General features: G+C 66.2%; 13 protein-coding genes. 4 read left to right on the top strand and 9 right to left on the bottom strand.

All coding sequences use genetic code 11. The annotated features are described in order from the left end of the window. Positions 1-24: 24 nt before the first annotated feature. On the bottom strand, positions 25-870 hold the full coding sequence (locus tag PVZ77_RS01150) for an NAD-dependent epimerase/dehydratase family protein (protein WP_273805640.1): 846 nt from the start codon (positions 868-870) through the stop codon (positions 25-27). A 151-nt stretch (positions 871-1,021) separates the two neighbouring features. Between PVZ77_RS01150 and PVZ77_RS01145 the strand changes: the two genes are divergently transcribed. From PVZ77_RS01145 to PVZ77_RS01135, 3 genes are all read left to right on the top strand, one after another. Next, complete coding sequence (locus tag PVZ77_RS01145) at positions 1,022-1,954, top strand: hydrogen peroxide-inducible genes activator (protein ID WP_007159908.1); 933 nt, start codon at positions 1,022-1,024, stop codon at positions 1,952-1,954. Beyond that, positions 1,951-4,026: an ATP-dependent DNA helicase RecG gene (gene recG, locus PVZ77_RS01140; protein WP_273805641.1), complete on the top strand. Its 2,076-nt coding sequence runs from the start codon at positions 1,951-1,953 to the stop codon at positions 4,024-4,026. The genes PVZ77_RS01145 and recG overlap by 4 nt, the downstream gene beginning before the upstream one ends. A gap of 75 nt (positions 4,027-4,101) precedes the next feature. Then, the gene (locus PVZ77_RS01135; protein WP_273805642.1) at positions 4,102-5,496 is read left to right on the top strand and encodes an aminoacyl-tRNA deacylase and HDOD domain-containing protein; all 1,395 of its coding nucleotides are present in this window, start codon (positions 4,102-4,104) and stop codon (positions 5,494-5,496) included. Positions 5,497-5,591: 95 nt separating this feature from the next. Here PVZ77_RS01135 and rpmG read toward each other — a convergent pair whose 3' ends face one another. Together rpmG and rpmB are read right to left on the bottom strand one after the other, a co-directional pair. Continuing rightward, positions 5,592-5,747, bottom strand: coding sequence for a 50S ribosomal protein L33 (gene rpmG / locus PVZ77_RS01130; protein WP_007159904.1), 156 nt, complete (start codon positions 5,745-5,747; stop codon positions 5,592-5,594). A gap of 11 nt (positions 5,748-5,758) precedes the next feature. Next, entirely contained in the window at positions 5,759-5,995 is a 237-nt protein-coding gene (gene rpmB / locus PVZ77_RS01125) for a 50S ribosomal protein L28 (RefSeq protein ID WP_007159903.1), read from the bottom strand. A gap of 391 nt (positions 5,996-6,386) precedes the next feature. Here rpmB and PVZ77_RS01120 point away from each other — a divergent pair, with 391 nt between their 5' ends. After that, a complete protein-coding gene (locus tag PVZ77_RS01120) occupies positions 6,387-7,964 on the top strand; it encodes an ABC transporter substrate-binding protein (RefSeq protein WP_273805643.1) in 1,578 nt (525 codons plus the stop codon). Between the two features lie 51 nt (positions 7,965-8,015). Here PVZ77_RS01120 and PVZ77_RS01115 read toward each other — a convergent pair whose 3' ends face one another. From PVZ77_RS01115 to PVZ77_RS01090, 6 genes are read right to left on the bottom strand one after another with little or no spacing between them, the layout of a single operon-like run. Next, positions 8,016-8,345, bottom strand: coding sequence for a Na+/H+ antiporter subunit G (locus tag PVZ77_RS01115; RefSeq protein WP_059228877.1), 330 nt, complete (start codon positions 8,343-8,345; stop codon positions 8,016-8,018). 14 nt (positions 8,346-8,359) lie between these two features. After that, positions 8,360-8,629: a K+/H+ antiporter subunit F gene (locus PVZ77_RS01110; RefSeq protein ID WP_059228879.1), complete on the bottom strand. Its 270-nt coding sequence runs from the start codon at positions 8,627-8,629 to the stop codon at positions 8,360-8,362. Then, positions 8,614-9,117 carry a Na+/H+ antiporter subunit E gene (locus PVZ77_RS01105; protein ID WP_273805644.1) on the bottom strand — a complete coding sequence of 168 codons (504 nt, stop codon included), beginning with the start codon at positions 9,115-9,117 and terminating at the stop codon, positions 8,614-8,616. Before PVZ77_RS01105 ends, PVZ77_RS01110 begins: the two co-directional genes overlap by 16 nt. Further along, positions 9,114-10,613, bottom strand: a complete 1,500-nt coding sequence (locus PVZ77_RS01100; protein ID WP_273805645.1) for a monovalent cation/H+ antiporter subunit D — start codon at positions 10,611-10,613, stop codon at positions 9,114-9,116. The genes PVZ77_RS01105 and PVZ77_RS01100 overlap by 4 nt, the downstream gene beginning before the upstream one ends. Continuing rightward, positions 10,610-10,939, bottom strand: coding sequence for a Na+/H+ antiporter subunit C (locus tag PVZ77_RS01095; protein ID WP_058791729.1), 330 nt, complete (start codon positions 10,937-10,939; stop codon positions 10,610-10,612). Before PVZ77_RS01095 ends, PVZ77_RS01100 begins: the two co-directional genes overlap by 4 nt. 1 nt (position 10,940) lies before the next feature. Then, entirely contained in the window at positions 10,941-13,748 is a 2,808-nt protein-coding gene (locus PVZ77_RS01090; RefSeq protein ID WP_273805646.1) for a monovalent cation/H+ antiporter subunit A, read from the bottom strand. Positions 13,749-14,006 lie beyond the last annotated feature (258 nt).

Genomic DNA, 14,006 nt, shown 5'->3' with positions numbered 1-14,006 from the left:
GGCCCCCTGCCGGGCTCTGTCGTTTCAGCGGTCGAGAATGGCCGCGTAGCCTTCGCGATAGCTGGGGTAGCGGGGCGTCCAGCCCAGCGCCCGGGCGCGGGCGTTGCGGCACCTCTTGCTGCCGGCGCGGCGCAGCTGGGCTTCGTCGGACCAGAAGGTGATGCCCAGGCGCGCCCGCAGCCAGTCCACCACCTCGTCCAGCGGCGCCGGATCGTCGTCCACGCCCAGATAGAATGCGTCCAGGGCGATCCCTTCGCGATCCCGCTGCAGCAGCAGCGCCAGCAGGCCGGCGGCGTCCTCGACATGGATGCGATTGCCATACAGCGGCGGTTCGCGGGTCACCCGGGAGCCCTCGCGCACCTGGCGCAGCAGTGCCTCGCGGCCCGGGCCGTAGATACCGGTCAGGCGGACCACGCTGGCGGGCAGGCCACTGCCCAGCGCCAGGTCTTCCGCCTCGCGCAGGATGCGTCCGGAAAAGCGCTCGGGTTCGGCAGGGGCGGTTTCGTCGACCCAGGCGCCGTCGCCCTGGGCATAGACGCCGCTGCTGGAGACGAACAGCAACCGTTGCGGTCGCTGGTCGCAGGCGGCCAGCCAGCCCAGCAGATGGCGCAAGCCATCGACATAGGCGGCGCGATAGCCGGCTTCGTCATGGTGGGTCGCGGCGGTGGCATAGACCACCTGGTCGAGGGGTTCGCGCGGCCAGGCGGCCGGGGGCACGGTGTCGGCGAGATCGCCCGCGACCGGCAGCAATTCGGCGGGGAGGGCGGCGATGTTGCGTCTGAGGCCGAAGACGCGATGGCCCTGGGCGACCAGTTGCAGACCAAGACGGCTGCCGACATCGCCGCAACCGGCGATCAGGATGGTGCTCATCGGTGTTTCCTTCTGCAAAGGCCTGGACAGACGGCCAGGGTAGCCTGCGCCTGGCCGTGGTCCAACCCGGGAGAACAGGCAGCTGCCCGTCGCGCTTGGCCGTTGATAGAGACAGCCGCTAAGATTGGCCGGCACCCCATGGAATTTGACTATGACCCTGACTGAACTGCGCTATATCGTCACGCTCGCCCAGGAACAGCACTTTGGCCGAGCTGCCGAGCGTTGCCACGTCAGCCAGCCGACGCTGTCGGTGGGCGTCAAGAAGCTCGAGGACGAGCTGGGCATTCTGATCTTCGAGCGCAGCAAGAGTGCCGTGCGCCTCACCCCCACCGGCGAGGGCATCGTCGCCCAGGCGCAGAAGGTGCTGGAGCAGGCCCAGGGCATCCGCGAGCTGGCCCAGGCCGGCAAGAACCAGCTCACCGCGCCGCTGAAGATCGGCGCCATCTACACCATCGGGCCCTATCTCTTTCCGCACCTCATCCCGCAGCTCAACCGGGTGGCGCCGGAGATGCCGCTGTACATCGAGGAAAACTTCACCCACCTGCTGCGCGACAAGCTGCGTACCGGTGAGCTGGATGCCGTCATCCTCGCCCTGCCGTTCAACGAGCCGGACGTCCTGACCCTGCCGCTGTACGACGAGCCCTTCTACGTGATGATGCCGGCGCGGCACCCCTGGACCAAGCTCAAGGCCATTCCGCAGAACCAGCTGAGCGACAAGAGCCTGCTGCTGCTGGGCGAAGGCCACTGCTTCCGCGACCAGGTCCTGGAAGCCTGCCCAACCGTGCGCAAGCACGAGGAAAACAAGAATTCCACGGTGGAGTCGTCTTCGCTGGAAACCATTCGCCACATGGTGGCCTCGGGCCTGGGCGTCTCGGTGCTGCCGTTCTCGGCGGTGGAGAGTCATCACTATGCGCCGGGGATCATCGAGGTACGGCCCTTCGAGCGGCCGGTGCCCTACCGCACCGTGGCCATCGCCTGGCGCGCCAGCTTTCCGCGGCCCAAGGCCATCGAGGTGCTGGCCGACTCGGTCCGCCTCTGCTCGGTGGCGCGGCCTGAAGCCAAGGGCGTCGTGCAGCCGGCATGAGTGAACTGGCCGCGACGCCGGTCACCGCCCTCAAGGGGGTCGGCGCCGCCCTGCAGGAGAAACTCGCCCGGGTCGGCCTGGAAACCCTGCAGGACGTGCTCTTCCACCTGCCGCTGCGCTACCAGGACCGCACCCGCATCGTACCCATCGGCGCCCTGCGGCCCGGTCAGGACGCGGTGGTGGAGGGCATGGTCGCCTCCGCCGAGGTGCTCATGGGGCGCCGCCGCAGCCTGCTGGTGCGCTTGCAGGACGGCAGCGGCACCCTGTCGCTGAGATTCTTCCACTTCAGCCAGGCGCAAAAGGACGGCCTCAAGCGTGGCACCCTGCTGCGCTGCTATGGCGAGGTGCGCCCCGGTGCCTCGGGCCTGGAGATCTACCATCCCGAATACCGCGCCCAGGACGAGAACGCCCCGGCGCCGGTCGAGCAGACGCTGACGCCCATCTACCCGACCACCGAAGGCCTCACCCAGCTGCGCCTGCGCCAGCTCAGCGCCCAAACGCTGGAGCGGCTCGGGCCCGAATCCCTGCCCGACTGGCTGCCGCCGGAGATGGCCGAGCACTATCGCCTGGGGCCGCTGGCCGATGCCCTGCGCTATCTGCACCGGCCGCCGCCGGACGCCGACCTGGAAGAGCTGGCCGAGGGCCGGCACTGGGCCCAGGAGCGGCTGGTCTTCGAAGAATTGCTGACCCACCAGCTGTCCCTGCAGCGCCTGCGCGAAACCCTGCGCGCCCAGCGCGCGGTACCCTTGCCGGCCGCTCGCCGGCTGCCGCAGCTGTACCTGGACAACCTCGGCTTCACCCCCACCGGTGCCCAGCAGCGCGTGGGCCGCGAGATCGCCCATGACCTGGCGCAGTCCGAGCCCATGCTGCGGCTGGTGCAGGGCGACGTGGGCGCGGGCAAGACGGTGGTCGCCGCGCTGGCTGCCCTGCAGGCCATCGAGGCCGGCTACCAGGTGGCGCTGATGGCGCCCACCGAGATCCTCGCCGAGCAGCACTTCCTCAACTTCCAGCGCTGGTTCGCCGCTCTCGACATCGAGGTGGCCTGGCTGGCCGGCAAGCTCAAGGGCAAGGCCCGCGCCAGCTCCCTGGAGCGCATCGCCGCAGGGGCGCCCATGGTGGTGGGCACCCATGCGCTGTTCCAGGACGAGGTGCGCTTCGCCCGCCTGGCGCTGGTGGTGATCGACGAACAGCACCGCTTCGGCGTGCAGCAGCGCCTGGCCCTGCGCCAGAAGGGCGTCGACGGCCGCCTGGCACCGCACCAGCTGATCATGACCGCCACCCCCATCCCGCGCACCCTGGCCATGAGCGCCTACGCCGACCTGGACACCTCGGTGCTCGACGAACTGCCGCCGGGACGGACGCCGGTCAATACCGTGAGCGTCACCGACAGCCGTCGCGAGGAGGTGGTGGAGCGGGTGCGCGCCGCCTGTCACGAAGGGCGCCAGGCCTACTGGGTCTGCACCCTGATCGAGGAATCCGAGGAACTCACCTGTCAGGCGGCCGAGACCACCTACGAGGAATTGCAGCTGGCCCTGGCCGAATTGCACGTCGGGCTGATCCACGGGCGCATGAAACCGGCGGAAAAGGCCGCGGTGATGGCCGAGTTCAAGGCCGGCAATCTGCAACTGCTGGTGGCCACCACGGTGATCGAGGTCGGGGTGGACGTGCCCAACGCTAGTCTGATGATCATCGAGAATCCCGAACGCCTGGGTCTGGCCCAGTTGCACCAGCTGCGGGGTCGCGTCGGGCGGGGCAGTGCCGTGAGCTATTGCGTGCTGCTGTTCCATCCGCCGCTGTCGCAGATCGGTCGCGAGCGGCTGGCGATCATGCGCGAGACCAACGACGGCTTCATCATTGCCGAGAAGGATCTGGAGTTGCGTGGCCCAGGCGAGATGCTGGGGACCCGCCAGACCGGTCTGCTGCAGTTCAAGGTGGCCGACCTGATACGCGACGCCCACTGGCTGCCGGCGGTCCGGGATGCTGCCCAGGAGTTGCTGGCGCGCTGGCCCAGTCATGCCGGTCCGCTGCTGGAGCGCTGGTTGCGCCACGGGCAGCAATACGGCCAGGTTTGACAAAGCTTATACAGACGACGCTACCTACGAAGCCGAATGGTTATACTCCAGGGCGTACGTGAGGAAGAAAATGCCATGACCGATGTAGCGCTCGCTTCGCCCCTCCCTGAGGTTCCCCCTTCGATCCAGCAGTTGCTTGCCCAGCTGAACCTGGCCTATCGGCCGACCCCGGCGACGACGCGCCAGCCGCAGGCGAATCGGGTGCATACGGTGCTCCTGAGCGACAGCGTCGGCATGCTGCTGGTGCTGCTGCCCGAGGATCAGTTGCTGGATCTGCGCCGGCTGGTGGAATTCACCGGGCGGCAGCTGACGGTGGTGGCGCCGGAGCGGCTGATGCGCACCCTCGAGCGCTACGAACTGGATGTACTGCCGGGGCTGCCGTCGCTGACCAATTCCCCCTGCCTGTATGACGAGCGTCTGCTGGAAGCGCCCCGACTGCTGCTGGAATCCGGTGAGCGCTCGCTGCTGCTGGAAGTTGAAACATCTGACTATAGACGCCTGCTGAATCAGGCCACCGCCGGCAGCTTCGGCATCCCGGCGGCCGGTATCCAGCCCAATCTGCGGCAACCGGAGCGCGACGAGGCGGAAATCCTCCATGCCGCCACCGCCTTCACTGCGCGGCGCATCCGCCAGCGCCTGGAGGAGACGCTGGAGATCCCGCCGCTGTCCAAGACCGCGGAAAAGGTCATCAAGCTGCGGGTCGACCCCGACGCTACGGTGGACGACCTAGCCAATGTGGTGGAGACCGACCCGGCGCTGGCGGCCCAGGTGATCAGTTGGGCCGCCTCGCCCTACTATGCCGCGCCTGGCAAGATCCGCTCGGTGGAAGATGCCATCGTGCGGGTGCTGGGCTTCGACCTGGTGATCAACCTGGCCCTTGGCCTGGCCCTGGGCAAGACCCTGAGCCTGCCCAGCGACCAGGCCCAGCACGAGACGCCCTACTGGAAGCAGGCCATCTACACCGCCGCCCTGATCGAGGGTCTGGCGCGCGCCATGCCGCGCGCGGAGCGACCGGAGATGGGCCTGGCCTATCTCGGCGGCCTGCTGCACAACTTCGGCTATCTGGTGCTGGCCCACGTCTTTCCGCCGCACTTCTCGCTGATCTGCCGCCATCTGGAGGCCAACCGCCAGCTCGATCACCAGGTGATCGAGCACCACCTGCTGGGCATCACCCGCGAGCAGATCGGCGCGGCCCTGATGCGCTGCTGGGAGATGCCCGAAGAGGTGGTGACGGCGCTGCGCTTCCAGGGCGATCCGGCCTATCAGGGCGAACAGGCGGTCTATCCCAACCTGATCTTCCTCGCTGTGCAGCTGCTGCGTGCCGAGGGCATCGGCAACGGTCCGGCCCAGCCGATTCCCGACGACCTCTATGCGCGCCTGAGCATCGATCCGACCAAGGCGCGGGAATGCATGCAGAAGATCCTTGGCGCCGAAGCCGCCCTGCGCGAGCTGACAGGCCAGTTCAAGTGAGCCGCTGACCAGGCTCCGGCGGCGCCCGCCGCCGGGCCAGACGCCAGACAACAAAAAACCCGCCGAGGCGGGTTTCTTGTTCAAGGGGCGATCAATTACTTGATCTTGCCTTCCTTGTACATGACATGCTTGCGCACGACCGGATCGAATTTCTTGATTTCGATCTTTTCGGGCTTGGTGCGCTTGTTCTTGTCAGTGGTGTAGAAGTGGCCGGTACCGGCACTGGAAATCAAACGGATCAATTCACGCATGACGAATCCCCTTAGAATTTTTCGCCGCGGCTACGCAGCTCGGACAGTACGGTTTCGATACCGCGCTTGTCGATGATACGCATGCCCTTGGCAGAAACGCGCAGACGCACGAAGCGCTTCTCGGATTCTACCCAGAAACGGTGGTGCTGCAGATTCGGCAGGAAACGACGACGGGTTTTGTTGTTAGCGTGGGAAACGTTGTTCCCAGTAATCGGACCCTTACCGGTTACTTGGCAAACTCTCGACATGGCTCAGCCCTCATAAACCTCATGCCAAACCCGGCATGGGTTGGCCGCTTGTAACTGTATTGATTCCTGTTTTGACGGGGAGAGCCGGCAAATGCCGGGGACCTGAAGCGGCCATACCCCGAAAAAAGAGCGCTGTTTTATACCAGAAGTACTCTGGCATAACAAGGTAGGGCGACGGATGAAATGCCCGCGCACCGGGCGCTGTGCGAGCCCGGCCGGAATGCCAACCGTTCGTCGGTCAGAAGCATTGTGACGGACGGACGGGTGGTCTAGTTTAGAGCCACTGCCATTTTCAATCCACGGCCGTCAGACGACCGCCCGCAGCGCCCGTCAGCCGTTGCCAGCCATCCAGGCGCCGTCTGCCCACTTCGGATCCACAAGGAATCGTTCTATGCGTCTCGCCGCCTTGCCTCTGCTCTTCGCGCCCCTGATGGCGCAGGCCGCCACGCTCAGCGTCTGTACCGAAGCCAGTCCGGATGGATTCGACGTGGTGCAGTACAACTCCCTGACCACCACCAATGCCTCGGCCGACGTGCTGATGAATCGCCTGGTGGAATACGACGCCAGCGAAGCCAAGCTGGTGCCGAGCCTGGCGCAGAGCTGGACGGTATCGAGCGACGGCCTGACCTATGATTTCGCCCTGCGCCCGGACGTGAAGTTTCACCACACCGACTACTTCACCCCCAGCCGTACCCTGACCGCCGACGACGTGGTGTTCAGCTTCCAGCGCATGCTGGACAAGGATCACCCCTGGCACGCGGTGGCCAAGAGCGGCTATCCCCATGCCCAGTCGATGCAGTGGCCCAAGCTGATCAAGAGTGTGGAAAAGACCAGTGACCTCGGCGTGCGCATCGTGCTCAACAGCCCGGACGCCACTTTCCTGCCGACCCTGAGCATGGGCTTCGCTTCCATCTACTCCGCCGAATACGCCGAGCAGTTGTTCAAGGCCGGCAAGACCGCCCAGCTCAACGACGAACCCATAGGCACCGGCCCCTTCATCTTCAAGCGCTACCAGAAGGATGCCGCGGTGCGCTACGTCGCCAATCCGGACTACTTCGCCGGCAAGCCCAAGCTGGATGGGCTGATCTATGCCATCACTCCGGATTCGGCGGTGCGCCTGCAGCGACTCAAGCGCGGCGAGTGCCAGATCGCCCTGTCGCCCAAGCCCCAGGATCTGCAGAGCGCCCAGGAGGACAAGAGCCTGCAGGTGCTGCAGACGCCGGCTTTCATGACCGCCTTCGTCGGCATCAACACCAGCCATCCGCCGCTGGACAACATCAAGGTGCGCCAGGCCATCAACCTGGCGTTCGACAAGCAGAGCTATCTGAAGGCGGTGTTCCAGGACACCGCGGTGGCTGCCGACAACGTCTATCCGCCTACCACCTGGGGCTATGCCAAGGACGTGCCGGCCTATCCCTATGACCCGGCCAAGGCCAAGGCGCTGCTGGCCCAGGCGGGCCTCAAGGACGGCTTCAAGACCACCATCTGGACGCGCCCCAGCGGCAGTCTGCTCAATCCCAATCCGCAACTGGGCGCCCAGATGCTGCAGGCCGACCTGAAGAAGATCGGCGTCGATGCGCAGATCCAGGTGATCGAGTGGGGCGAACTGATCCGCCGCGCCAAGACCGGCGAGCACGACCTGCTGTTCATGGGCTGGGCCGGCGACAACGGCGACCCGGACAACTACCTGACGCCGCAATTCTCCTGCGCCTCGGTGCAGTCGGGCCTGAATTTCGCCCGCTATTGCGACAAGACCTTGGACGGCGCCATCAGCAAGGGCAAGACCCTGTCCGACCAGATGGCACGTGCCACGGTGTATCACCAGGCGCAGCGCATCATCCACGACCAAGCGCTGTGGCTGCCACTGGCGCACCCGACGGTGACGGTGCTGGCCAGAAGCGGCGTCGAGGGCTACCAGCCCAACCCCTTCGGCCGCCAGGACTTCAGCAAGGTCAGTGGCGGTCGCTAGGACCGCTGGCGACTCGCCCGCTCCGGCGCGGCGAGCGGTGCGCGGCCAGTCCTAGCGCCAGGGCTGGCCGTCGGTGCGCTCGACCTGCTTGACCTTCTGCTGGATGGCGGCGCGGGCTAGCATGTGGGCGCTGACCGGCGCGGTGATGAAGATGAACAGGGCGATCAGCAGTTCGTGCAGGCTGAGACCCTCGCCCTGGACGCTGAAGAACAGCATCGAGGCGACGATGGTGCTGCCCACGCCCAGGGTGGTGGCCTTGGTCGGGCCGTGCAGGCGCATGAAGAAGTCCGGCAGCCGGTATAGGCCGATGGCGCCGATAAGGGCGAAGCTGCTGCCGATGAGCAGCAGGGCGCAGATCAGGAGTTCGAGCCAGAAAGGCATGGGATAGGGCTCCGTTAATCGATGATTTCGCCATGCAGCATGTGCTTGCCCAGCGCCACGGTGCCGACGAAGCCGGTCACGGCGATGAGCAGCGCCGCTTCGAAGAAGACGTCGGTAGCCAGCCAGATGCCGAATAGGATGATGATCGCCAGGACGTTGATGTAGAGCGTATCCAGGGCCAGCACCCGATCCGGGATGTCCGGTCCCTTCACCAGGCGATAGACGTTGAGCACGGCGGCCACGCCCATCATCCCCAGGCACAGCAGGGTCACGTAGGTGAGCATTCGAAGATCTCCTTGAGCGGGGCTTCATAGCGCGTCTTGACCTGGCGAATCACCTCGTCCTTGTCGGGGACATCAAGACCGTGCAGCAGCAGGGTCTTGTGATCGCCGCTGAGACCTGAGGACACGGTGCCGGGGGTCAGGGACACCACGCAGGCCAGCAGGGTGAGCAGGAATTCGTCCTCGATGTCGATGGGCACCTCGATGAAGGCCGGCCGGAGGGCCTCGGGACGGCCCAGCACCAGACGGGCGACATGCAGGTTGGCAACGACGATGTCGTACAGCACCACTAGCATGTAGCGCAGCAGCAACCCGGGCCGCCGCAATCGTGGTGTCCGCAGCAGGAAGTCCCGGCACAGCAGCGGAATGCCCCAGCCGAGGAACAGCCCGAGGAGCAGTTGGCCCAGACTCAGGCTGTTGTTGAGCAGCAGCCAGGCGAGGGTCAGCAGCAGGGTAAGCAGCGGATGTGGCAATAGGCGCCAGTGCTTCATGGGCCGCCCCCCCGGACGATGTCGAAGTAGGGAGCGACGTCCAGCAACTGCCGGGCGGTCTCCAGGGCATAGGTATGCAGCGGAGCGGCCAGCGCGACCAGTAGCGGACTGCCCAGCAGCAGACCCAGGGTGGCGACGAGTTGGACGCGATCAAGATGCCCGTCCAGGGCGGCACCCTTGCCGCGCCAGAACAGCGTGGTCCCGGCACGGGACAGGGCGATGAGCATGCCCAGCCCACCCAGCAGCACCACCGGCCAGATGATCAGCGCCGGCCAGGCGGTGCCAGTGGCCTGCAGGAGCATCACCTTGCCGAGGAAGCCGGGGAAGGGCGGCAGGCCGGCAACGGAGATCGCCCCGAGAAAGAACAGGCCGCCGAGCAACCGTGGGTGACGCAGCGGCGGACCGCTCTTGAGCAGGTCGCCGTGCCCGCCACGCTGCTGGGCGATGAGATCGGCCAGCAGGAACAGCGCACCGGCAATCCAGGTGCTGTGTACCAGATAGAACAGCGCGGCGGCCAAGCCGGAGACGCTGCCCAGGGCGACGCCGGTCAGCAGCATGCCGACCGAGATGACCACCAGATAGCCGAGCAGCGCCTTGAGATGATGGGCGGCCAGGGCACCGAATACGCCGGCGGCCAGGGTGATCGCCGCCAGCGGCCAGAGCCAGGGCAGCACATAGTGGGCGAGCGGGCCGGCGGCGGTGCCGAACACCAGCAGGAAGACGCGGACGATGGCGTAGAGCCCGACCTTGGTCATGATGGCGAACAGGGCGGCGACCGGCGCGCTGGCCGCCGAATAGGCGCTGGGCAGCCAGAAGTACAGCGGCAGGATGGCGCCCTTGAGGCCGAATACCACCAGCAGCAGGAAGCCCGCAGCGGCCAACAGGGGCGCGCGCTCGGGGTCGGCGCTGGCGACCCTCAGGCCCAGATCGGCCATGTTCAGGGTGCCGAGCAGGCCATAGAGCAGGCCGATGCCGATCAGGAACAGCGCCGAGCCCACCAGGTTGAGCACCACGTAGTGCAGGCCGGCGCGTATCCGGTCCGGTCCGGCGCCGTGCACCAGCAGGGCATAGGAGGCGATCAGCAGGATCTCGAAGAAGACGAAGAGATTGAACAGGTCGCCGGTGAGGAAGGCACCGTTGATCCCCAGCAGCTGGAACTGGAACAGCGCATGGAAATCCGGACCGCGTTCGTCGTCGCCACGGCAGGCATAGAGCGCCGCACCCGCGGCCAGTACCGCCACGGTGGTCAGCATCAGCGCGGCCAGGCGATCCAGCAGCAGGACGATGCCAAAGGGTGCCGGCCAGTCGCCCAGCGCATAGACCTCCAGCTGGCCGCCATTGGCGCGCTGCAGGAGCAGCAGCGCCAGCGGCAGCAGGCTCCCGGTGGCCAGCAGCGACACCCAGCGCGAGGCGGTTACGGAGAGGCGCGGACGCATCAGCAGGAAGCCGCCGGTAAACAGCGGGATGAGGATGGGCAGGATGAGCAGAGGGTTCATCGGCGCGGCTCCTCGCCATCCACGTGGTCGGTGCGCAATTCACCCAGGGCACGCAGTGACAGGGCAACCACGAAGGCGGTCATGGCGAAGCCGATGACGATGGCGGTGAGCACCAGCGCCTGGGGCACCGGATCGGCGTGCTCGGCGGCCTTGCCGATGACCGCCGGCACGCCGGTACGCAGACGACCCATGGCGAACAGGAAGAGATTGACCGCATAGGACAGCAGGGTGAGACCAAGCACCACCGGATAGAGGCGCGCCCTGAGCAACAGGTAGACGCCGGTGGCGACCAGAACCCCGAGGGTCGTGCAGAACAGGATTTCCATGTTAGAGCACCTCCTGGCTGGAACCGTCGGTGTCCTTCTCGTCCCGGCTGACATGGCCCAGGTTGGAGAGAATCAGCAACGTGGCGCCGACCACGGCGAGATAGACGCCAAGGTCGAAGATCAGTGCGGTGGCCAGTTCGGTCTTGCCGACCAGGGGGATGGCGAAGTAATCGAAGGCGGTGGTCAGGAAGGGCCGGCCAAACGCCAGCGAACCCAGCCCCGTCAGGGCGGCGATTAGTACCCCCGCGCCGCAGATGGCGTGGTAGCTGATCGGCAGGCGGCGCTGCGTCCAGGCCACGCCATGGGCCACGTACTGCAGGATCAGGGCAATGGCGGTGACCAGGCCAGCGATGAAGCCGCCTCCCGGCAGGTTGTGTCCGCGGATGAAGATAAAGGCCGATACCAGCAGGGCCAGAGGTAGCAGCAGCCGTGCCACGTTGTCGAGGATCATCGGGTGGCTGTCGCGGGACCAGGGCGTGCCCTTGGGGTCGACCAGCGGATGCGGCAGGTGCAGATGCTTGAGCAGGCCGTAGATACCCGCTGCGGCGATGGCCAGTACCGTCACCTCACCAAGGGTATCGAAGCCGCGGAAGTCCACCAGGATGACGTTGACCACGTTGTAGCCGCCACCGCCGGACACCGAGTTGGCCAGGAAGAAGTCGCCGATGTGCGTATAGGGACGGGTCAGCACGGCATAGGCCAGCAGGGCCACTAGCAGCCCCAGGCCGCCGGCCAGCAGGACATCGCGCAGGGCGCGCAGGCTGCTGGATTCGATGGGCGTGCGATCGGGCATGAAGAACAGCGCCAATACCAGCAGGATGACCGTCACCACCTCCACCGACAGCTGGGTCAGCGCCAGGTCTGGCGCCGAGTAGCGGGCGAACAGCAGGGCGACGATCAGGCCCACGGTGCTCAGGGCCATCAGTGCCTTGAGGCGGTTGCGGTGGAAATAGACGGTCAGCACCGCGGTCAGCATCAGGATGCCCAACCCCAGGGCGGTGAGCGGATCGAAGGGCGACAGAGCGACCGGACCGGTCAGGGTATCGAGACCCGACAGCGCCGCCACCAGCAGCACCACCGTGGCCAGCAGCATGAGCGTGATGTAGCGCTGCAGCGAGCCGCTTTCCAGGCCGAGGGTCAGGCGCTGGGCGAAGCCCGTCAGCCGACTCATGCTCTTCTCGAAGACCTGGAGGGCATCGATGTCGGGTAGGCCCTGCTGCCAGCGGAACAGCGGCTGGCGGAAGGCATAGACCAGCACGCCGCCGACCATGGCCAGGATGCTCATCACCAGGGCGGTGTTGAAGCCGTGCCAGATGGCCAGGCTGTAGTCGGGCAGGCTGCCGCCAAGGGCGGCGCTGGCCCCGGCGGCCAGCAGCGGCGCCACGGTGTAGCCCGGCACCACGCCCACCAGCAGGCAGAGCAGCACCAGGATCTCCACCGGGATCTTCATGTAGCGCGGCGGCTCGTGGGGCGGGTAGTGGGGCAGGTCGCGCGGCTCGCCGTTGAAGAAGACGTCATGGATGAAGCGCAGCGAATAGGCCACCGAGAAGACCCCGTAGAGCACCGCCACCGCCGGTACGATCCAGCTGAAGCTGCCGAACAGGCCGTGGTTGAGGGTCTCGTTGAAGAACATCTCCTTGCTCAGGAAGCCGTTGAGCAGCGGCACCCCGCCCATGGCCGCGGCGGCGACCATGGCCAGCACCGCGGTGTGCGGCATGTAGCGCCAGAGTCCGGCCAGGCGGCGCATGTCGCGGCTGCCGGTCTCGTGGTCGATGATGCCGGCTGCCATGAACAGCGAGGCCTTGAAGGTGGCGTGGTTGAGGATGTGGAACACCGCCGCCACGGTGGACAGCTGGGTGTCCAGACCGAACAGCAGGGTGATCAGCCCCAGGTGGCTGATGGTGGAGTAGGCCAGCAGGCCCTTGAGGTCGTGCTGGAACAGCGCCAGGATGGCGCCCACCACCAGGGTGGTGAGGCCGGTGAGGGTGACGATGTAGAACCACCACTCGGAGTCGGCCAGTGCCGGATAGAGGCGCGCCAGCAGGAAGACCCCAGCCTTGACCATGGTCGCCGAGTGCAGATAGGCCGAGACCGGTGTCGGTGCGGCCATGGCCTGGGGCAGCCAGAAGTGGAAGGGGAATTGCGCGGACTTGGTGAAGACGCCGAGCAGCACCAGGATCAGCGCCAGCGGATAGAGGGCATGGCCGGTGATCAACGGGCCGGCGGCGAGAACGTCGGTGAGCTCGAAACTGCCGACGATATGGCCGAGCAGGAGGATGCCGGCGAGCAGGGCCAAGCCGCCGCCGCCGGTGACGGTCAGGGCCATGCGCGCGCCCTGGCGGGCTTCCTTGCTGTGGCTCCAGAAGCCGATCAAGAGGAAGGACGACAGGCTGGTCAGCTCCCAGAACACCATCAGCAGCAGCAGATTCTCCGCCAGCACCACGCCCAGCATGGCGCCCATGAACAAGAGCAGGTAGGCGAAGAAGCGCCCGACCTTTTCATCCTTGCTCAGGTAATAGGTGGCATAGAGGATCACCAGCAGGCCGATGACTAGGATCATCAGCGCGAACATCAGCCCCAGGCCGTCCAGACGCAGGCTGAGATTCAGCCCCAGCACCGGCAACCAGTCGACCCGGTGCAGCAGCACGGCACCGTCCAGGACCGCGGGCAGTTGCGTGGCCAGCAGGGCCAGGGCCAGGGCGGGGGCCACGGCAGTGCCCAGGGCGCAGGCGCGCCGGCCGAAGCGATCGGTCGCCAGCGACAGCAGTGTTCCCAGGAAGGGCAACGCGATGATCAGCGCCAATACCATGCCTGCATCCTTTAACTGAGCCGCCTCACGGCGGTTGGTAGATGGGGCTCCCTCAGACCTCGAGCGGCATTCGATCCATCCACGCAGCGATCGCCAAGACGGCGAGAAGCGAAGAAATCGATGTTCGAGTTTCGTACAAGAACCGAAGGTTTAATAACCTAAGGTGATAATAAAAGAGAGACCACAAAATCCCATCTCCGTCTCCCTTACAAAATATTAGGAAACAGGCATGCCGCGTTCAGCGCAGGACGCAAACGC

Origin of the sequence: Pseudomonas sp. SHLD1, from assembly GCF_028640935.1 — a bacterium.
Taxonomy (GTDB): domain Bacteria; phylum Pseudomonadota; class Gammaproteobacteria; order Pseudomonadales; family Pseudomonadaceae; genus Chryseomonas; species Chryseomonas aestiva.
The sequence above is the reverse complement of the archived record's forward strand: the minus strand, read 5'-3'. Positions and strand labels throughout refer to the sequence as shown.

What these genes read in the sequence shown, in the direction of transcription:
- PVZ77_RS01150 (WP_273805640.1), bottom strand. Translation starts at nt 870, where the DNA reads ATGAGCACCATCCTGATCGCCGGTTGCGGCGATGTCGGCAGCCGTCTT.
- PVZ77_RS01145 (WP_007159908.1), top strand. Translation starts at nt 1,022, where the DNA reads ATGACCCTGACTGAACTGCGCTATATCGTCACGCTCGCCCAGGAACAG.
- recG (WP_273805641.1), top strand. Translation starts at nt 1,951, where the DNA reads ATGAGTGAACTGGCCGCGACGCCGGTCACCGCCCTCAAGGGGGTCGGC.
- PVZ77_RS01135 (WP_273805642.1), top strand. Translation starts at nt 4,102, where the DNA reads ATGACCGATGTAGCGCTCGCTTCGCCCCTCCCTGAGGTTCCCCCTTCG.
- rpmG (WP_007159904.1), bottom strand. Translation starts at nt 5,747, where the DNA reads ATGCGTGAATTGATCCGTTTGATTTCCAGTGCCGGTACCGGCCACTTC.
- rpmB (WP_007159903.1), bottom strand. Translation starts at nt 5,995, where the DNA reads ATGTCGAGAGTTTGCCAAGTAACCGGTAAGGGTCCGATTACTGGGAAC.
- PVZ77_RS01120 (WP_273805643.1), top strand. Translation starts at nt 6,387, where the DNA reads ATGCGTCTCGCCGCCTTGCCTCTGCTCTTCGCGCCCCTGATGGCGCAG.
- PVZ77_RS01115 (WP_059228877.1), bottom strand. Translation starts at nt 8,345, where the DNA reads ATGCCTTTCTGGCTCGAACTCCTGATCTGCGCCCTGCTGCTCATCGGC.
- PVZ77_RS01110 (WP_059228879.1), bottom strand. Translation starts at nt 8,629, where the DNA reads ATGCTCACCTACGTGACCCTGCTGTGCCTGGGGATGATGGGCGTGGCC.
- PVZ77_RS01105 (WP_273805644.1), bottom strand. Translation starts at nt 9,117, where the DNA reads ATGAAGCACTGGCGCCTATTGCCACATCCGCTGCTTACCCTGCTGCTG.
- PVZ77_RS01100 (WP_273805645.1), bottom strand. Translation starts at nt 10,613, where the DNA reads ATGAACCCTCTGCTCATCCTGCCCATCCTCATCCCGCTGTTTACCGGC.
- PVZ77_RS01095 (WP_058791729.1), bottom strand. Translation starts at nt 10,939, where the DNA reads ATGGAAATCCTGTTCTGCACGACCCTCGGGGTTCTGGTCGCCACCGGC.
- PVZ77_RS01090 (WP_273805646.1), bottom strand. Translation starts at nt 13,748, where the DNA reads ATGGTATTGGCGCTGATCATCGCGTTGCCCTTCCTGGGAACACTGCTG.